At 54.9% G+C, this 18,485-nt stretch carries 22 protein-coding genes and 3 pseudogenes; 11 read left to right on the top strand and 14 right to left on the bottom strand.

What is annotated here, in order from left to right:
- Positions 1-300: 300 nt before the first annotated feature.
- Positions 301-1,509 (bottom strand): FAD-dependent oxidoreductase, encoded by a 1,209-nt coding sequence (locus tag HALLA_RS17215; RefSeq protein WP_169732161.1) that lies wholly within the window; start codon positions 1,507-1,509, stop codon positions 301-303.
- A gap of 54 nt (positions 1,510-1,563) precedes the next feature.
- Here HALLA_RS17215 and HALLA_RS17210 point away from each other — a divergent pair, with 54 nt between their 5' ends.
- The 5 genes from HALLA_RS17210 to HALLA_RS17195 all read left to right on the top strand — a co-directional run bounded on the left by HALLA_RS17210 (position 1,564) and on the right by HALLA_RS17195 (position 5,137).
- Positions 1,564-2,106 (top strand): GbsR/MarR family transcriptional regulator, encoded by a 543-nt coding sequence (locus tag HALLA_RS17210; protein WP_049954736.1) that lies wholly within the window; start codon positions 1,564-1,566, stop codon positions 2,104-2,106.
- A complete protein-coding gene (locus HALLA_RS20775; protein ID WP_157231430.1) occupies positions 2,106-2,267 on the top strand; it encodes a hypothetical protein in 162 nt (53 codons plus the stop codon). The genes HALLA_RS17210 and HALLA_RS20775 overlap by 1 nt, the downstream gene beginning before the upstream one ends.
- A 765-nt stretch (positions 2,268-3,032) precedes the next feature.
- Positions 3,033-3,554, top strand: coding sequence for an Lrp/AsnC family transcriptional regulator (locus tag HALLA_RS17205; protein ID WP_049954735.1), 522 nt, complete (start codon positions 3,033-3,035; stop codon positions 3,552-3,554).
- A gap of 163 nt (positions 3,555-3,717) precedes the next feature.
- Positions 3,718-4,074, top strand: coding sequence for a DUF7344 domain-containing protein (locus HALLA_RS17200; protein WP_049954734.1), 357 nt, complete (start codon positions 3,718-3,720; stop codon positions 4,072-4,074).
- A gap of 244 nt (positions 4,075-4,318) precedes the next feature.
- Positions 4,319-5,137: a TrmB family transcriptional regulator gene (locus tag HALLA_RS17195; RefSeq protein ID WP_049954733.1), complete on the top strand. Its 819-nt coding sequence runs from the start codon at positions 4,319-4,321 to the stop codon at positions 5,135-5,137.
- 107 nt (positions 5,138-5,244) lie between these two features.
- Here the strand turns inward: HALLA_RS17195 and HALLA_RS17190 are convergent, their stop codons facing one another.
- The 7 genes and pseudogenes from HALLA_RS17190 to HALLA_RS17170 form a co-directional block, all read right to left on the bottom strand.
- Positions 5,245-5,544, bottom strand: a complete 300-nt coding sequence (locus tag HALLA_RS17190; protein WP_049954731.1) for a HalOD1 output domain-containing protein — start codon at positions 5,542-5,544, stop codon at positions 5,245-5,247.
- Between the two features lie 65 nt (positions 5,545-5,609).
- A complete protein-coding gene (locus HALLA_RS17185; RefSeq protein ID WP_049954730.1) occupies positions 5,610-6,401 on the bottom strand; it encodes a TrmB family transcriptional regulator in 792 nt (263 codons plus the stop codon).
- 374 nt (positions 6,402-6,775) lie between these two features.
- The gene (locus HALLA_RS17180; protein WP_049954728.1) at positions 6,776-7,114 is read right to left on the bottom strand and encodes a DUF7344 domain-containing protein; all 339 of its coding nucleotides are present in this window, start codon (positions 7,112-7,114) and stop codon (positions 6,776-6,778) included.
- A 214-nt stretch (positions 7,115-7,328) separates the two neighbouring features.
- Positions 7,329-7,901, bottom strand: a complete 573-nt coding sequence (locus HALLA_RS20225; RefSeq protein ID WP_084569097.1) for a putative glycolipid-binding domain-containing protein — start codon at positions 7,899-7,901, stop codon at positions 7,329-7,331.
- A gap of 194 nt (positions 7,902-8,095) precedes the next feature.
- Positions 8,096-8,356 (bottom strand): annotated as a pseudogene (locus HALLA_RS20220) (transcription initiation factor IIB family protein); the annotation flags it as partial.
- A gap of 200 nt (positions 8,357-8,556) precedes the next feature.
- Entirely contained in the window at positions 8,557-9,972 is a 1,416-nt protein-coding gene (locus HALLA_RS17175) for an ATP-binding protein (RefSeq protein ID WP_049954727.1), read from the bottom strand.
- Positions 9,973-10,086: 114 nt separating this feature from the next.
- Complete coding sequence (locus tag HALLA_RS17170) at positions 10,087-10,731, bottom strand: DUF7437 domain-containing protein (RefSeq protein ID WP_394298880.1); 645 nt, start codon at positions 10,729-10,731, stop codon at positions 10,087-10,089.
- Between HALLA_RS17170 and HALLA_RS21785 the strand changes: the two genes are divergently transcribed.
- The gene (locus HALLA_RS21785) at positions 10,684-10,803 is read left to right on the top strand and encodes a CRISPR-associated protein Csx3 (RefSeq protein ID WP_394298879.1); all 120 of its coding nucleotides are present in this window, start codon (positions 10,684-10,686) and stop codon (positions 10,801-10,803) included. The genes HALLA_RS17170 and HALLA_RS21785 overlap by 48 nt on opposite strands.
- A 114-nt stretch (positions 10,804-10,917) precedes the next feature.
- Here the strand turns inward: HALLA_RS21785 and HALLA_RS17165 are convergent, their stop codons facing one another.
- Complete coding sequence (locus tag HALLA_RS17165; protein ID WP_049954725.1) at positions 10,918-11,193, bottom strand: ribbon-helix-helix domain-containing protein; 276 nt, start codon at positions 11,191-11,193, stop codon at positions 10,918-10,920.
- A 470-nt stretch (positions 11,194-11,663) separates the two neighbouring features.
- On the opposite strand from HALLA_RS17165, the gene HALLA_RS17160 reads away from it, so the two are divergent.
- The 4 genes from HALLA_RS17160 (at position 11,664) to HALLA_RS17145 (ending at position 13,664) form a co-directional block, all read left to right on the top strand.
- On the top strand, positions 11,664-12,002 hold the full coding sequence (locus HALLA_RS17160) for an ArsR/SmtB family transcription factor (RefSeq protein WP_049954724.1): 339 nt from the start codon (positions 11,664-11,666) through the stop codon (positions 12,000-12,002).
- A complete protein-coding gene (locus HALLA_RS17155; RefSeq protein ID WP_049954723.1) occupies positions 11,999-12,493 on the top strand; it encodes an SRPBCC domain-containing protein in 495 nt (164 codons plus the stop codon). Before HALLA_RS17160 ends, HALLA_RS17155 begins: the two co-directional genes overlap by 4 nt.
- Before the next feature lie 2 nt (positions 12,494-12,495).
- Positions 12,496-12,723 (top strand): hypothetical protein, encoded by a 228-nt coding sequence (locus tag HALLA_RS17150; protein ID WP_049954722.1) that lies wholly within the window; start codon positions 12,496-12,498, stop codon positions 12,721-12,723.
- Positions 12,724-12,863: 140 nt separating this feature from the next.
- Positions 12,864-13,664 carry a DUF1801 domain-containing protein gene (locus HALLA_RS17145; protein WP_242406248.1) on the top strand — a complete coding sequence of 267 codons (801 nt, stop codon included), beginning with the start codon at positions 12,864-12,866 and terminating at the stop codon, positions 13,662-13,664.
- 466 nt (positions 13,665-14,130) lie between these two features.
- Here HALLA_RS17145 and HALLA_RS17140 read toward each other — a convergent pair.
- The 4 genes and pseudogenes from HALLA_RS17140 to HALLA_RS21475 form a co-directional block, all read right to left on the bottom strand.
- Positions 14,131-14,913: pseudogene (locus HALLA_RS17140) on the bottom strand (phage NrS-1 polymerase family protein); the annotation flags it as partial.
- Between the two features lie 140 nt (positions 14,914-15,053).
- Positions 15,054-15,544 (bottom strand): annotated as a pseudogene (locus HALLA_RS21485) (IS630 family transposase).
- Complete coding sequence (locus HALLA_RS21480) at positions 15,529-15,669, bottom strand: hypothetical protein (protein WP_242406253.1); 141 nt, start codon at positions 15,667-15,669, stop codon at positions 15,529-15,531. Before HALLA_RS21480 ends, HALLA_RS21485 begins: the two are co-directional and overlap by 16 nt.
- A gap of 54 nt (positions 15,670-15,723) precedes the next feature.
- Positions 15,724-15,957, bottom strand: coding sequence for a helix-turn-helix domain-containing protein (locus tag HALLA_RS21475; protein WP_242406252.1), 234 nt, complete (start codon positions 15,955-15,957; stop codon positions 15,724-15,726).
- 203 nt (positions 15,958-16,160) lie between these two features.
- Here HALLA_RS21475 and HALLA_RS17125 point away from each other — a divergent pair, with 203 nt between their 5' ends.
- Positions 16,161-17,339 (top strand): FAD-dependent oxidoreductase, encoded by a 1,179-nt coding sequence (locus HALLA_RS17125; RefSeq protein WP_049954720.1) that lies wholly within the window; start codon positions 16,161-16,163, stop codon positions 17,337-17,339.
- A 37-nt stretch (positions 17,340-17,376) separates the two neighbouring features.
- Here HALLA_RS17125 and HALLA_RS17120 read toward each other — a convergent pair whose 3' ends face one another.
- Positions 17,377-18,363, bottom strand: coding sequence for an asparaginase (locus HALLA_RS17120; protein ID WP_049954718.1), 987 nt, complete (start codon positions 18,361-18,363; stop codon positions 17,377-17,379).
- Positions 18,364-18,485: the final 122 nt, after the last annotated feature.

Here is an 18,485-nt window from a genome sequence, read left to right as displayed (position 1 = left end):
CATTCAGAAGGGGATATCCGTTATCTCATAGTTCGAAGAGTGACGCCGCACCTCTCACAAAGAAGATATCAGTTAAGTACAGACGGATTATTTGCCGGGAGGTGTTTGATACTGAGTAACCGTCATACAACCAGCTTGTCTAACGCATCACGATGGGTCCGCACTGTTGTCGCTGAGACGTTCACAGCCTCTGTGACGGTCGACTGTGTGAAGGTAGATCAGGACGGGAGTTCCTGATTCGTGGTCGCAGGGGATATCTGACTGCCAGATCGTTAGTCTAAGAGCCGGTTCCTCTACATTTCACAATCCTTCGACAACACTTTCGGTACCCGACTCGAGTATCGGTTTGAGGAGGTGCGCTCCGCCGGGGAACTGCGTCGCTTTGAGCGCGATGTTCCGGACCGTTATGTGGTGCTGACTCGGCGGAAACAGCCATTTTGCTGCTCTCCGGCCGGCGGCTTGCTTCTTCTCGATTTCGGGCTGCATGTGTGCTTCGTATTTGGCGAGGGTCTCTTCGATCGGACCGTCTTGGCGAAGTTCGTGAGCGAGTACGTAGGCGCCACCCATTGCGAGAGAGGCCCCTTGGCCTGCTAACAGGGAAACTGCTTGGCACGCATCTCCCACTAACGTTACGCGACCCCACGTCCACCGAGGCATTTCGATCTGGGCGACCTGATCGTAGTAGATGTTATCGACGTCATCACAGTGGTCGAGTATATCGGGAATGACCCAATCGAGGCCCCCGTACGTTCGTCTCAACGCGGTACGGATATCGTCCGGGCGTTCTCGAACGGGCGTTCGGTGGACGAAGAACGTCGCAAGTTTGCCATCCCGAAGCGGATAACACCCGATCGTTCGATTAGGTACGGTAAGATTCTTGAAAGTCCCGTCGAGTCGCCGGTACACGGCTTCGTCTTCGAAGATAAACGCGCCCGTGTGATACCCCAGATAGCGTAGGAACTCGCGTTCATCCCCGAATGCGAGTTCTCGCACTCGCGAGTGGATTCCGTCGGCTCCGACGAGGAGCGCGCCATGCTCTCTGGTGCCGTCAGAAAGGAGAACAGTCACCGACGAATCACACTGTTGGATATCGTCGATAGTCAACTCATAGCGGATCTCTACGTCATCGGAGAGGGCGGTGTGCAGTTCTCGTTCGAGATCGCCCCGCATCAGTGCCAAGAGACGCCCCTTCTGGAACCGCCTGAACAGATCATAATTCATTTCGGACTCTCGCTCCCCTCGCTCGTTCACGTTCTCGATTTTGGATATAGGGTACTGTACGGCCTCGAGTTGTGGGATGATACCCATCCGTTTTGCAACGTCGTACCCGGAGCTCATGAGGTCGATCGCATACCCTTCCTCGCGGAGCCCTGAGGCAATCTCGAGGACCAGCACGTCCCACCCAGTGCGGTCCAACCACCAGGCGAGAGTGAGACCGGCGATTCCAGCCCCACAGATTATTACTCGCTTCTGGGGCGACTTGGCCGGTCCATTTTTTATATTCGGCATATAGTGAACAACGTGTCGATAGTGAATTACTGTTGCGGTGTATACGGTCACTCGATGACGGAAGATGCGTACGAAGAGGCAAAGATCGAAGTAGCCGACGCCATGGCTCATACAGCCGAGATATACGGATTAAACAGGAGTTACGGTCGAGTGTATGGACTCTTGTACTTTTCCGACGAACCCAAATCCCTCGACGAGTTAGCTGCGGAATCGGGCTACGCGAAATCGACCGTCAGTAACGCGATGACGGCGCTCGAGCGGTATCATCTCGTTCACAGGCGATCAATACCGGGAGACGGACGGAAGGTGTACTTCGAGGCCGAAACGGATTACTGGACAATCATACGGGAGGTTCTCGAACAGCAAGGCCGACGGGAAATTCGGATCATGCAGCGAGCGCTCCGGAACGCAGAGCATGCTCTCGACGATGCTCCTGAAACCGAACGAACGAACCGAGCGGCCGAACGAATAGCACAACTTCAGCAACTCAACGAGCAGTGTGAACGGATGATCGATTTCTTTACGAACATCCCGGACGACGAGTTACTCGCGATCGTCGAGGAATCTCGAGAACGAGACGCCCGCAACGAAGAGTAATGACCCAGCAGGCCGATGCGGTAGTGATCGCCGAAGAGACCCACGAAGAGACAGGAGTCACACGCGAGAGCATCGAGAATAGTCACAAGACGATCTTCAGTCCAGATTTGACTCCCAATCTCATCATAGAAGTACGTCGCGTGCTCGGCGCCGTGATGTGACTCTCCCCATACTGTCCGCTCACGAGCCATCGTGAGCAGTTGTGTACCACTCTCAGACGTGACTCGAGTCGCTGAGAGAGGAGAAGGCCACTGGTCAGCAAGTTGCGTAGTAGGCTCTGTCTCGAGATCATAGATCATCTAGCAGTCATTGATTGCAGAATCAAAATTCGAACTCGCAAGGAGAGTAGCCGCTGCAGAGCCCTTCGCTACAGCGCCATAGAACGTTGACGCCTCGACGAGAGCGAAAATAACGTGAAGGAAATCGTACTCCACATCGGCAATGTCCTGTCGTCAGGAGTTTCTTCAAGATGGTTCGTAAGACAGAATCGGCACTTCGACTGGCCGGGAGGAATCGATATGCCACAGTAGCACTCGGCCGTAGTCGCTACCGTGGTATCAGGATACTCGCCTGCATCAACGCCATCTGTGCGGTGACGGCGTGCCCCCTCGTTGCGACGACTGAAGAGTCTCTCGTCAGGGACGTGCGTTGCCTCACCGAGCGGCCGAAGCGCTTCATAATCTGTGTAATGGTCAGTCATTGCGTTGTTTGAGAAACTCATGCTTCGCCTTCGAATTTAAACTACAGCCCCGATAGCAATTCTTCGGAGATATGGAAATCCGGTGCTGTTGAAGTCCTATTGTCACGACACATCTCCCGCTGAAACAGCCGTTAGATAGGTGTGCGGATTATCGGACGGATTGCTTCAATCAATGATAGTAAAGGGCCCATACGGACTTTTCAGTCACCCCATCCAAGGACACCGTATGGACGACATCCCACTCGACGAGGTGGACCGGAGCATCTTGCACCAACTCCAGCTCAACGCCCGCCAGACCGATACGGAGATCGCCGAGAAGGTGGATGTGACCTCCACGACGGTCCGGAATCGCCTCGACAAACTCGAAGATGCGGGCGTGATCCGGGGCTACCACCCCGAGATCAACTACGAGCAAGCGGGCTACCCCCTCCACGTCATGTTCGTCTGCACGGTCAATCCGAATGAGCTGGAATCGGTGACCGAACAGACCCTCGACGTTCGCGGTGTGGTGACCACCCGCGATTTGCTTGGAGGCGAACGGAATGTCCACATCGAGGTCGTCGCCGGCACGGTCAGCGAGGTCGAAGAGATCCGCAACGAACTGGCGAACTTGAGCATGACGATCAACAGCTCCGAGATTATCTCCGAGACACAGGTCCAGTCATGGGACCACTTCTATCCACGGACGGGCCCCGACGCGGATCAGGACGACGACACCGACGACGGGTCGGTCACCGATCAAAGGTAGCTGGGGGAATAGCTTGAAAATTTCAAATATATTCGCGTCTATGGGCTTTCGAGCCACATTCGGACTTCAATATATCCACCGATAACTGACTCAGGTTTGATTTTTCAAAGATGACGACCACATGTAAGAAAGGGCTTATTCGTTAGCACGTTCTTGTCACGGTATGGCCAAATCAACCGAGGCGGTAACCAATACTTTCAGCATATTGGCAGACTCCGTTCGTCGGTACGTCCTGTACTACCTCGACGAGCAGGAGACTCCAGTCTCCTTAGACCGCCTCGCCACTCGGGTTGCCGCCTGGCACACCGACAGCACCCCGGACGCCGTCGACGATGCCACCCTCGCCGAGATTCGCACGGCCCTACATCATGTGCACCTGCCAAAACTCACCGAGGCAGGCTATATCACGTGGAATGCGGACACTCACACGATTCGGCGGGGACCCAACTTCGACGAGAACGCGCCGTTACTCCGGTTGATGGCCGACCACGAAGACGAACTGGCCGCGGGGTGTCTGTAACCCAATGAGCCGGCGTCTCTACACGTGGCTCTCCCGACTCGGTGGGCGCACACAGGTCGAGCCACCGGCCTCTCATCACGATTCCGAGAATACAGCCACCACGGCTCTGTATTCATGCCTTGCCTGTGAGGCGACGTACATCAGCGAGGTGATGGATGCCTACTCGAAGGGAGAGTCAGTCACCCAAATCCCAACCGGGCGTGAATTAGCCCTCTCAACCAGTCGAACATGACAGGACCACCTAATGACATCTGAGCAACGTAAAGCCGAGACGGTGAGTCTGTTGCAGGACCTCGGGCTGAAGGAGTACGAGGCGCGGAGTTTCCTGATATTAACCCAACTCTCGACGGGGACCGCCAAGGAAATCAGCGAGATCTCGGAGGTTCCTCGGACCCGGGTGTACGACGCCGTCCGAGTGCTCGAGTCAAAGGGGCTGGTCGAAGTACAGCACTCGAACCCCCAGCAGTTTCGCGCGGTCAGCATCAAGGAGGCAACCGCGATCTTGCGTCAGCAGTACGACACGCGGATCGACACCCTTCAGTCACACCTCGAAGCGCTCGAGTTCCAACCGGAAGTCGACGACAGCAACCGAATGCAGGAGGTATGGGCGCTGTCCGGCCACGATGGCATCGAGTCCCGGACACACAGTCTACTGGCAGACGCCGAATCGGAGATTGTCCTGCTGGTCGTCGAGGAAGAACTCCTGACGGAGGCGTTGTACGAGCGACTCCACGACGCGGTTGACCGCGGCGTCGACGTGATCATCGGTGGCGAAACGGAGGCGATCATCGCCAAACTCGATCTCGAGATGCCATCCGTGAAGGTGTTCGAAACCGAACTAGACTGGCTCCTGGGGCCCGCGAGCGACGACGAGGTTGCCATCAGCCGCCTGCTGTTGGTTGACCGCACGACGTTGCTGGTCAGTTCCTTCTATCCGGACGCCGGCCCCGACGAATCACACGAGCAGGCGGTCTTCGCGAACGGCCTGGAGAACGGTGTCGTCGTCCTCCTTCGCCGGATAATCTCCTCGGGTCTGCTCCCCGTGGCGGACCCGGTGCGGTAGTCAGTCAGTGGTTTCCGGGCCAGATTGCAAGAACAGAGTGCTGACTAAGGCACTATACTGAACGGTAACTCTGTATGCGAACTGACGCGAGGAGATCGTTACCGACCTCACTGGCGAGTAATCGCCAACTCTTCACCGTCGATCCGCACCCGATAGTCATAGATTAGGAACGACAAGGTGACGCGTTCTTCGGCAGTGACAAGCGTGTCTAGCGCTTCGGGATCGATGTGGTCGTATAGTGTGGTACCGAGAACATCGGGTAGCTCCACCGGATCGACCTCTTCGAGTGTTCCGAGGGCAGTGAGCGTGGCCATACTTGCTGCTGTAACTGACCAATCGTACGTTCGGCGAAATAATGGCTCGCGTGCATCGGTAGATTGATCAACCCCTTCGCGTTCTGCGACCATACTTTTCGTACGGAACCGACAAACAAGAGTGTGGTGTGATTTTCTGAGTGAATGATTGGGTAGTCTTACGACGGCTGGTCCCTGTTGAGTCGCCACGTGAAAATCGCTCGCAGGACGACGACGAGACTGTTTCGGTCGCCAGCACCCCAGATCGCCGTCTCCTCGATCTCTTCGGCAGTGGAGGTATCGTCCACGAGCGCGCTCACGAGTGCCGTCTCTTCGTCCGTGATCAGCAGGCTTCCAGCGGACGTCTCCTCCCACTCCCAGAGGGTTTCGAATAGTTCGGCTTCCGGCGCCGATTCCTGGATACGTTCTTGGACTTCTTCAGAAATCCCCGCCACGTAGATATCGATACCACGCTCTGCGGCCGCCTGAAGCCTGTTGAGCTGTTGGTCGGTGAGCAATTCGTCGACAGTCATGTAGACGATCTGCTCGTCGGCGTCGGCGATGAACTCCTCAACGCGGGACGACACCGCCTCCCGCCCAGTGACCGTCCAGACGCCGAACTGTTCGCGTTGTGGCTGAGCGGGCCCGATCTCCTTCAGGCACTCCGCAAGTTCAGTAACCGTGTTCTCGCGTTTGACGTTGAGCATTCGAATAATCGTCTCCTCGGATGTCACGGTGAATTTTCGCGGTGTCGTGTGCTGGATATCGACGAACCCCAACTCGTGGAGTCGCTCCGCCGATTCGTACACACGAGTCCGGGGGACACCATTGATTCGACTGATGTCTTTCGCGGTTCCCGTCCCGAGCTGTATGAGATTAATCAACGTTTGAGATTCGTACTTGGAGAGCCCGAGGTCTTGCAATCGCTCGAGTGCTTCGGCTTCCGCCTGCTCCTCCTCGAAACCCACCATGCTAACAATTGACCTGGAGGGGGCAAAAAGGCCCCCGCCGTTTTGCATTTCTATTCCAAGTCTTGGTGACAAATCGGAGCACCCTCTCGACGCGCTCGTTCGGGGTATACCGGATCATCTTTGGACGCGGGTGATACACGCTTTTCCTGTACTGAGCGGTAATTATACGTGCGAATTGCTCAGCGCAGATTCTACCAGTTGAGAGGGATATTCCGATACTCACGCGAGATACAGGGCGCGTCTCGGTCACCGGGCCGGCATTCAGTGTGACAGGATCAAATCGCTCAGTACAGAGAATAGATTTCACACGAGCGCTGCCGAGAGAACTTACAACTGTAAATCCATTACTACATGAGATGATCTCCAGTCGGCCGTTATGGGTTCCGATCTGGCCGTTCGATGATCTCTGCAACTGAGATAATGGCTTTGAACGTGGGGGGTGCCTCGGTGAGTTCTACCATCCTCTCCTCGGAATCGTAGTTGATGTACTTTGCTTCAGATGCTTTCGGCAAATCATTGTGGAGGAGTTTAACTTCAATTTGTTCGAACTTCTCCTCCGGAATAGATGCTGGTGGGCCGTCGGTTTTCCATTCAGCAACTTGTTCCGCAACCTCATCCACGGGAGCGGGGTCGTCCTGTTGCTCAAGAAAATAGAGTGTGTACCGTCGGCGCTCTTCACTCAGAAGATTGAAAATCTGGTCTAATGCCTCCATAATACTCTCTATCCTCTTGGTGTGTTAATTGTTACCCTCCGTGAAGCAGATACTTTCCATACTTGAATGATGGTTAATTCAATATCCAGATAGTAGAATAAACCATGCCCCCGTGAGAGATTCAACCTCTGTATCTTGCGCGACATTTGTAACAACTACTGTAGGAATTGTTATTTGTACTGAGCGGTAACTATACGTGCGGATTTATCAGCGGTTACAGGGGAGAGACTCGGTCAAACAATTCTGGATAATCAATAACGAGTCCATCCGGGTCTACCGGTAACTCGGCCGCAAAACCGCTTGATATGCTTTCATAGCGATACCGTCCACCATCTGTGTCGATTGGATCGAGGCATGTGTACCTCTGAGAGGCTACCTCAACACGAAATTCGGGCACTGCAACATAGGCGACCTGCACCTCGGCTGACTCGTTCTGGTCTAGTTCCAAACGTCGAATCGGTAGTGTATTGCTGAACGGCGTTGCTGAAATGTCCACGTCGATGCACCCGTTCAGTGTCGATACCTCCGTTCCTTGCCCATCAGTCCATTTACCTTCCCCGTTGGCTCGAAGTGTTATCGATTCTGATTCCCGGCCGAGAGCGGCAACGTCCACTCGCTGGACGTGATATTGGGGGTCGCATTCGACTTCGTAGCGGATACGAAACGATGCCCCGTCAATCGAACCGATGACGACACTCCCAGCAGTGACACCTGCTGAGTCCTCGATGAGATGTAGAGATTCTATTCCAGCCCCATCGATCGATGACCACAATACGTCCCGGTTCATGTACTGTATAAAATATGTTTGGCGTGAATAGCCATATCTTTTCGTATACTGGAGCCTCGTTACCTACCGGTCTGATGCCGTTTCATCAGAACCACCTTCCGTGCTGCATACGCGGCCTGTACTTACCGCAGAGTATGCTAAACCGATCATCTTCTACGGATTACAACAGAGCCGGAAATTCCACAGTGTGGCCGTTACACACCCAACTCGTCTAGCGCATCACGATGGGTCCGCACTGTAGTTGCTGACACGTTTGCAGCCTCCGCGACAGCCGATTGCGTGAGACACCAACCATCTTCACATCCTGCCTTGTACAGACAGGCAGTAGCAAAGCCTGACGGACGAACACCAGCCGTGATTCCCCTTGATTCCGCACGTTCCGCCAACATCTGTGCTCGATGCCGGATTTGGTCCGAAACCTCGAGCTCCGATTCAAGCCGAGTTTCGATTGCGGTCATTTACTTCCCCTCCGCCTTTCTGCTTCTATCTGGGGACGCGTCGCGAGTCCCCCCGGACGGCCTTCGCCGGATCCGTTTCATACAGTCTATGTCTAAACGACATTTGATAAACCCTCTTATTTATTCATATATGACAATATTGAATATAGCCTCTGATTAGCGTTCCCATACACCTCGTCTGGTACAATAGCAGAAACTCAGATTTCAGATCTACTCTCGAGAACAGTAACAATGTCGGATAGATCGAACAGACGAAGGTCATCACGCTCGTCTGTAGCTTCTTCGACGGAGCGTTTGAATCCAGCTCGACTGAACAACGCAAATTCATACGTCGGCTCACTACCCGAAGTGGGTGTCCAGTCGATAGCGGTTACGTCGTCCTCGAGACCGGCGAGGACGTCATAGCCGAGAGGCGCGTTGGTAAATTTCGCTTCGCCAGCGATCAGTGTCGATCCATCGGTTGGTGCGACGATATCTATCTCACGGCCTTTGTGCCACCACTGTCTCGGTACCTGCGTGAGCTGGTAGTCTGCATAGAGCGCCGGTACTGCCTGGTGGCAGAGCGATTCGAATGTCTCACTGACGAAGTCAGGCAATTCCGGTTCGATAAGGTCCTGGTAGGCATTCTCGCCGTAGAGTTTGTACTGCCCCTCTCGACCGTAGAGGTACCGGAAGTAAAATCGGAACACTGGGTCTCGGATCTGGTATCGAGTCCGTTTGCTGCGCGCCGGATCAGCGAGTGCGGGATGATGTTTCTCGATGATCTGGAGCGTCTCGAGCCGATCAAAGTAGTAGGACGTGTTGGTACTCTCGATACCAGCCCCCTGAGCGATCTCGTTCCGGCTGCGATTCCCACTAGCTATTGATTCCAGCACGGAAAAATACGTGTCCACCTCACTGAGCTCCATCTGGAGAACGGTTTCGGGTTCGTCATGCAGTGGTCCATTTGGGTCACACAGCAACCGTGTGATATTCGTTCCGAGACTCTGCGAGGAGTCGAGAGGCATGAGATATCGAGGTGTTCCTCCGAAGACACCATAGACGAATACCCGTTCTTCGGGATTGTATGTGGGAACGAACTCCTGAATGATCCGGAACGGGAGCTGGGTGAGCTCGAGGCGGCCATTCGGTGTCTGAGACACTCGGCCATAAAGTGGCGCACCCCCATCGAGAACGTGTGTATGCATCATGCCGATTGCAGAGCCCGTGAGGACGAGGGTTGCCTGACTCTCGTCGACAGCTGTATCCCAAAGGTGTTGAATTACCGACGAAAGCCCCTCGTTCGATTCGATGAGATACGGAAATTCGTCGATGACGATGATGGCGTCTCTGTCGACGAGGTATGTCAAGAGGGGCTCCCAGTCCTCTTTGACGGCCGTGATATCTGGATACGTTGTAGCAGCCGCATTGACGAACCGCCTGAGTTGTGTCGTCGATGTCCCTTGAACTGCCTGATAGTACACGGCATCGTCGCGATCAGCAATCGATTGGCGGACGAGTTCACTTTTGCCGATCTGCCGTCGTCCATAGACAATAGCGAGTTCTGCAGCATGACTCTCGTAAAGAGTCTGCAACCGATCGAGTTCCTCGGTACGATTGATGAACCGGACCATACTCCGAATCGTCGCGGGAGGTACATATGCACACCGAAGTTAGTAGCCAGACTATTATAGTTCAAACTCTAATAATCCACCCACTAATGGCGTGTCTCGACTCATCTAACGGACTCACCCATCCAGATCCGACGCGTTCGATGGAGAGTCTGCAATCTCATCAAGTTCGAGGAAATCTATCTCGTCATATACGTCCGGAAAGAGGTACTCGAAGAACGGATCGTGTTCCCGGCCGACGGCTAGTGCAGGTTCGAGTGCGTAGATGATCATCATCGCTTCGGTATCTCGAACAACAATATCGGTTGCAACCATTCGCTGGGTTGTCTTGCCCGCGAAGTGAAGCCCAGCGCCGCGCAACGCTGCGATAAGTTTCCCGAGACCGTAGCGATCCATGAAATACTCGACATCCTCATCGACCTCCTGGAGCGCAAGCGCGTGGAGGACAGTGGGCGTAATGACGATTGGGACGAACTGCTCAGCGATGATGATCGGATCGGCGGTTAGTTGCTGCGGCCGCGTCGAGTCGTCACGGTCGACCAGCCCAAGTTCAACCAGTGTATCGATGTATTCGTACGTGGTCGATTTCGAGAGCTCGAGCGTTTCCATGATCTCCGGCGGAGCAACTGGTCCCCAATAGCAGACATACACGTACACGCGAGTCAGCGCTGGACGGTTGAGAAGTTGCACGACCGTTTCTAGTCGGGGTGCGTTCTGAGCCAACCGTTCTGGCTCGAGTGTTTCTTTGTCCATCACGTCCATCGGCGGTGGATCCAATGCATCGATCCCGCCATCCGGGCGAGCGTCAGTGCGATCAGTGGTCATAGTCACTAGTTCGAAGTTCGTGTACTTCAGATTCCGACGCCACAACCAATGTACAGCATCTGCTGGATTACATTTCTCGCCCACTATCGGCTCGAGCAGCTGCCCAGCCTTGGTGAAATCCCCTCACTGCTTGTCAGTCCCATATGCTGCTTTAATTTCCTCGCTTGAGCGGCTTTCACCGTCATCAAACTGAGCCTCACTAATTGCAAGGTCTTTCCAGAACCCAGCGCCTTCCAGATGATTCACTGACTCCCGCAATGCATAACGGATAAACTCACTCTGGCTGTTGAATCCCCGCTCGCGCCACGTCTCATCGATGACTTCGCGGAATGACTGGGAAATTCGAAGGTTGATCCGCTCGATCTCAGGATCACCGTTGTTTGCTTCAGCTTCAGACATACGCTTGTACGTTCGTAGTACATACACAAACCAGTACCATCGAGGGGGCTGGATCAGATCATGGCTACAGCACTCAACCGATCTATACAACCACACACTGCGTTTTTTGCCTCTCTGGTCGATTGCAGTCATTTCTGAAGTCCTCACCCCTTCGAGGATCGATAAACTCGGCGGAGAGCTTTGGAACAAGACTCCAGAGTGTCATAGAACAGTTCTCATACTTCCCCGTGGCTACCTGACAAACGGTAAGTACAGGTAAGGCAGTTACCGATCCGGAAGCTGAATTTGATGATAACTGTCAAGAACGCTGTGCTGGATACAGGGGGATAGAATCATTAGATTGTTGCATACAGGCTGTCCGGCGGGTGGATTGTGTTATCTCCTTGAAACCGTGTTTGCACCCCTGCTTAGTATGCTCCGACACAATTTAACTAGATAGTTAAATAGTTGGGACCCGTATACTCGTCCGGATGGTTGATCAGGAGCCAGACGACTTGGATCTCGACGCGGTCTTCCAAGCACTCTCACACCCGATTCGTCGGTCTATCCTCGAACAGTTGACCGACGGTCCTGAGAGTGTGAGTGACCTAGCCGAACCTCACGAAGTTTCCTTGCCTGCCGTCTCCAAGCACCTCCGCGTGCTTGAGGACGCTGGCTTAATCGACGTCAAGAAGGACGGTACCGTTCGTCGCTGCCACCTAGACGCCGTACCACTATCTGCGGCGTTCGGGTGGCTAACCCAGTACCGCGTCTTCTGGGAGGACCGCTTGGATGCGCTGGCCAATCATCTGGAGAACGAAGACCAATGACAAACAATCCCAACGAAGGCAATGCACCGACGACGGAGAACGCTGTGGACGGAGGACAGAGTATAACTGTAAACCGTGTGATCAAAGCTCCCCCCGAGCGGGTCTACGAGGCGTTCCTGAACCCCGCGGACATGGCTGTGTGGGCGCCCCCGGAAGGATTCCGCGCCGACGTTCAAGAGGTCGAGGGCGAGGAGGGTGGGTCCTTCCGTATCGAGAACGTCGGCGAAGCAGAGGGGATGGACCAGTATTCCCACACGTTCGAAGGCACCTATCGGAAACTGGAGCGCGGCGAGAAGATCGTCTGGATCGAGGAGACAGGCGAGGGTGATAACCACAGTACCGTGACGGTCACTCTGGATAGCGTCCCTGACGGGACTGAGGTCACCCTCCGTCTAGAGGGAATCCCCGAGGACGTCGATATCGAGGAGTACGGGGTCGCGGGTGCCTGGGAAGACTCCCTCGAGAAGCTCGCTGGCCAGGTGGAGGGGTGACCATGTCGACCGACTCCTCTACCGGAAACGCGGGCGAAGACACCAGGACTGGTACGAACACGGAGTGGGGGAAGATCAGCCTCTCCGTACTGCTCTCGATCCTCCTGGCTACTGGGGCACACTACTTGTTGCTGGCCGGTAGTACGATGCACCCCTCTCTACACGCCCTTATCGGTATAGTCCTCTTCTTCGTCACTGGATTCGTCGTGTTCCAGTTGGTGATGGGGTGACCGACGAGCCATGTATTCAACTAAACTTTCGCCAAGTAGCCCCGGAGTCTGCCGAGCACCAGCGGCGGGTGTTGACACCAACATGTTGAACCACAGAGGTCTTGGTGATACCAGACCACCTTTCGATGAGTTATTATAGTATGTCCAGTTCAATTACGGCCCAACAGGTCAGCGATCTCGTGCTGGCGAACCGAATAATCAGAGCGCCCTACTACGAGAAAGACCACGATGAGGGGGTTCAGTTCACGGACCCGGACCGCGGACTCCAGTGGGGTGCCGACGCCATCCCAGCACTACTGGGTCTGTTCCAGGTCGAGGAAGACCCCCGGGACAACCACCCCGACGGCTGGGTCGGCTTCGCTCGCCATTGGCGGGAGGGGACGTTGCGCCTGGACTTCGATCTGTATTCGGGACCCGACGAATCTGACCCGGTCTTGGTCGTGACCGCGATGTCGGGCCGAGAGGGAGAGACCACCATCGAGGACGAGGAGTTCGGGGAGGTCGAGTTGCCGGACCAGGTTCCGGCCGAGGCGGAGTGGGAGGAACGCCAAAAACAGTACCAGGCGGCCCGAAAGGACGACGATACCGACGGGTCGGCAGCGGTGCAGGCGTTTATCGCAGCGCTTCCGGGCTGGAAGCGCGAGGTCGCGGCAGAGTTCGACGAGATTATACAGCAGGAAGTACCCGATGTGCGTCGCGCCGTGAAGTGGCACCAGCCGTTCTACGGCGTCGAGGACCGGGGGTGGTTCGCGTCGTTCAGCGCGTTCTCGAAACACGTGAAACTCGCGTTCATAGCCGAATCGTACCTCGAGCCGAGGCCCCCCAACGGGACAGAGCCGGACAGGCAGGCCCTAGACCTTGAGGAGACGGACACCCTGGACGAGGAGCAGATCTCCTCCTGGGTACGGCAGGCCGCCGAAAGTCCGGGAATGGGCTGGTGAGATATCCTACGATTGTATGAGGGTATATGGCAACTACGAACACTACCCGTTGGGGTGCGTAATGGCTGCCAGTTCATCAGTTAGCCATTAGCAACGTGCCCAAATCATGGGCAACCACCTTCCCGACTACATACCGCGTTACGATATAGCGTCAACTACATCATCACCGGTTGATAGAAGTAACCGCATTAGGTTCGCAGATATAGTAAACAGGCTCTGTTGACTCGATGGAAACGCTGCTACTCCATGAGAGCGTGAAACAAGATATGGGGCGAAAGAGACCGACAAGGATTGTTCTATGACACTTCTACAAGACTCAGTTGTCGTCACCGACGAACCGCCGTGTACGGGTCCAGATCGAGTCGTCTTGATCAATACTCGTCTCATCCACCCCGGGATTCGAAGAGTCCGCACGTCGCTCGAGTTCTTCCTGGTAATCACTGAGTTGCTCTCGAAACGCTTCGTTGGCCGCCTCGAGTTCGGCGATACGATCGTCTTTCTCCTCGAGTGTTGCCTCGAGGTCGTCGACACGGTCGGACAACAGCCGATTTTTCTCGATTAGATACGCATGATTCTACGCTGGCTCGTCACGGTTATCGGCGGTCGACGACTCGCTCTCTCCGGGACTCGAATCACTCGAGTCCTCTCGAGTGTCAGGATCGTAGAATTCGGAGGTGTTCGCTATTGCTCGTTCGATGGTCTTCTCGCCGTATGTCGAGCCATCGCCATAGTGGACGTCGTCCCACTTCTTCCGAAGAAGCCCTGATTGGCGGAAGAGTCGGTCTACTCGAGCGTGGTCGCCACCGGTCCAGAACGTCAGCAAACAACACAGTGCAATATCAGCTTCCGACTGGCTCTCGTATCCAGCCGTGTTCCCCTTCCAAAGACGCTCGAACTTCTCACCATTCGATGCATTTCGGGCTTTTTCGAGCAACTCCTCGTCCTTGAGGTCAACATTGATATCGACTGCCTTGTCCGTCGACACCTGCTCATCAGTTACACCACGGGGCCCTGATTCGGACGTTCCATCGCTCTCCTGGTCTTGGACGTACTCTCGGTGAATCGCCTCGAGTGCATCCTGCCGACGAGCAACATGGGTAGGCGTCTCCTCGAGGTGATCGCCGGTCACGGTGAAAAACCGAGCAGTATCGTATAGTTCGATGCTTCCACGCCGGTTCCGGCCAGCTGGGAGCTTACCCTCGATGAGCACATGGAAGCCAGTTCCCGAGGGTGAGATCTCCGTATAGGTGGTCTCATCCAAGTGCGTCGAATAACCCACAAACGAGACCTAGCGTCTAACCGGGGACGCCTTTGGGCCTCTTCAATTCTATTCGAGTTACAACGAGATTGTTACACTGCCTTAGAGGCGTGTCAATACTATAGTAGAAATTAGAAATAATTGCTCATATATGGTATAGAGAGCTGGTCAAGAACTGAATCAATCGCCATTGTAAGATCGTCGAGCGACTCAAAGAAACGGTTGCTAAGAGCGACTTGGAGTTGTCTCCAGCACTCCTCGACAGGATTTAGCTCTGGCGAGTACGCCGGTAACGTGACGAAGTCGAGGTCGTCACGGGCCGCTAGGTCCGTGACGGCCGACGCCTGAAAATACGGCGCACCATCCAGCACGATGAGCAAGTCATCTTCGATTCTTTTCATAATGCTAGAATTAAATGTTTGGCGTGTTCGGCGGTTACGTACTCTTCGAATCGAGCGAAAAAGCGATCGCCGTGTTCGGTGATCGCGCCCAAGAGACACGTCCAGTCGCGTTGGCCGGATAATTCAACAGACGGCCGCGTGCCGCGTGGTTTCCTCGCGGCACGCGGCTCGACTTGCACGGATTTCTTGGTTTGATCGATACAGACTACTGTGGCGTCCATCTTCCGCCGCTTTTTGAACCCCTCGCGGAACGTTTCTTGCTCGTTAGCATCGGATTCAGCGGCTGTACGGCGTGTTTTTGATAGCACAATCCCGCTTCTTTGAGCAACCGCCGGCAACTCGGGATTGAGTACTCGACATCGTAGGTTTCGTAAAGATACTGCTGGACGAACGCCGGCGTCTACGCCGGCGCGTCGAGCCCATCTTCCTCTGGGGATTCGTGGACAGTTGCCTCGAACTGTTCTTGCTCTTCTTCCGAGAGCTTTCGATTTCTTCCAGATCGATGAGTATCAGTTACGGCTTGCTCAAACGACTCATCCGTATCGAGTCGCTTGAGCCAACTATAGATCGTCCGTCGCTGCACGCCGTACCACTCGGCTAGTTCAGTCTGCGTGACGCCGTTTTTGTACGCTATTGCGGCTAAGAGCCGTGTGTCGGCTTCTTTCCGTCCACGTTGTCGAGGGCATCTTGCAACTCTTCGACTGAGATCTCGTCGAGGTGATCCACTGTCTGTTGCAACATTCTACGAGCAAATAATTCTAACGATTACTATAGCACGATCTCGATTATCAAAACGAATATCGTAAGAGGCGTCGTTGATCAGATGTGCAGCAAGCTATGCAAACCGAACGACGCATCGATGTTACCGTAATCGGTGGTGGAGTTATCGGCATAACGACGGCGATCTATCTCGAACTCCGGGGATACGATACTGCAATTTATGCAGAGAAGGTACCATTCGTTGATGAGTCGTCGCCAGAGTTCGCGACGCCATACGCAGCCGCATCGATCAAGCCGGCGTCGGTTACGTTCTCCGGACAGGAACGCGCTCTTTCGATTTCTCAGGAGATATTCGGACTCTTCGCTGACGCGGGATCGATGGGCGTCCGACAGCAGCCACATTTTGTGCTGTACGAAGAGGATCGACCGGATCCGGGATACGCGGATACGGTAAGTGGTTTTCGGCGTATTTCCGACATCGAACGGTATCCCCACCGACCGGACGCTACTTCCGTGTTTGGGTGGCAGTTTGATGCGTTTTTCGCTGAGTTACCGGCGTATATCGCTCGCTGCTACGCGCTTTACGATTCGCTCGGTGGGGCCGTTCACAAGCGCGCCCTTACCCGCGATGCATGCCGTAAGTTACCGGGTGAAGTACTGGTAAACTGTGCCGGACTCGGTTCGAAGGACTTATTCGATGATCCGCGACCGTGGATGATTTACGTTGGCCATCAAGTCATCGCTGACGGACTCCCCCTCATCCGTACCGATTGCGGTGAGCTGTTCTCCTACAACTATATGCCAAACTCCGATACTATTTCGGACGGATTCACCGGTGAAGTCTACGCCTATCCTCGAATGGATACGGTCGTTCTCGGGGGAAGTCGAATTCCCGTTTCTCCTAGTGAAGAGTGGAAGGGACACGTGCCTAGTGCCTCTCGACGAGTCGGAGGGGTAGAGGTGCCATCACGGATCGTCGAACTCAACAACGAATTGCTCAAGACGTACGCGGGCGTTTCCATCAAAGAGGGGAATTTGACAGGACGGTATGGCTTTCGGCCGGTTCGTGATCCGGATGGTCATGGCGTCCGAATTGAACGCACCTCCCTCGATGACCGTCCAGTTGTTCACAACTGTGGCCACGGTGGGGCAGGTGTAACCCTTTCTTGGGGTTCGGCGGCAAAAGCGAGCAAACTCGTGGGCGAAGCTATCGAGCCAGATCCAGCCCCACTCACCGTATCACGGGAATTTGCCGTTGCGGAGCGATTAGCTACACGGATACGTTCCAACCGCTAACTACATATTAAATATTTATCACTTTTAGGACCATCTTTCATACATACCCGTGGCCATCGATTTGACTGGAATCAAACGCCTCTAAAACCGTATCGCCTGGTTGTTGTGACAGAGCTACTAGGAGTTTGATTCGGGCCTTGTGGGCGGGAAGGTTCGATGCAAACAGTACACCCTCTTCTTCGAGAGCTGCACCACCCCCTTTGGAACCGTACATAGGCGAGACGACTCCGTTGCGACACCGCGTCGTAATAACGACGACAATATCGTCGTCAACAGCATCTCCGATGGAATCTGCAACGTCCGCGGGAACATTTCCGAGTCCGAGCGCGTCGACGACGATTCCATCGACACCGCGATCGATGGCGTGATCGATCTGTCTCCCGTCGGTGTCCGTTGACGTGGGCATGACCTCGACGGTCGCCGTGATCTCTCGTGTGGGGATCGTCACCGATAGACTCTCGGGGCGGCGGTAAAACCAGAGGCCGTTCGGTGTCCGCTCGGCGACTGGGCCGTAGTTGCCCGAACCGTACGCGTCGAGATTGCTGCTGTGGTCTTTCGTCACTGGTCGCGCTGCGTGAAGACGGTCGTTGAAGAAGACGTAGGCACCCGTCCGAACGTGATCGTGACTCGCTGCCGCGAGGGCCCCGCGAAGGTTTGCCGGCCCGTCGGGACTACGGCTATCGTACGGCCGTTGTGCCCCAGTGAGGACGACCGGTACGTCAACGTCGAGCACGATATCGAGGTAGTATGCGGTCTCTTCGATCGTGTCGGTCCCGTGGAGGACGACGACGCCATCCATCTCGTCGGCGACGGCTCGCACACAATCACTCAGTCTCACGAGATCGTTGATCGTCAGCTCTGAACTCGGGGTTTGCGTGAGTTGTTCCAATTCGATATCAACGTGCTCGAAGCTCTCCGGATAGGCCTGTACTAACTCCTGTACTGACTCGGTCGGGACCGTCCCGGTGTCGCTCGAGGTACTCACGATCGTGCCGCCGGTGGCAATGACGTACACAGTCGACATACATCGTACTGTCCGAACAAAACGTATATCGGTTATGATTGACATCGACTACGCCAACCTCCTATCAGCGGAAGACCCCTCGCCGTTTACGGTGCGGAGAATACTGCGACGGATAGTTCGTG

It is taken from the genome of Halostagnicola larsenii XH-48 (genome assembly GCF_000517625.1).
GTDB classification, from domain to species: Archaea; Halobacteriota; Halobacteria; order Halobacteriales; family Natrialbaceae; genus Halostagnicola; species Halostagnicola larsenii.
Note: the sequence above shows the minus strand (reverse complement) of the source record. Positions and strands in the feature narration are given on the sequence as shown.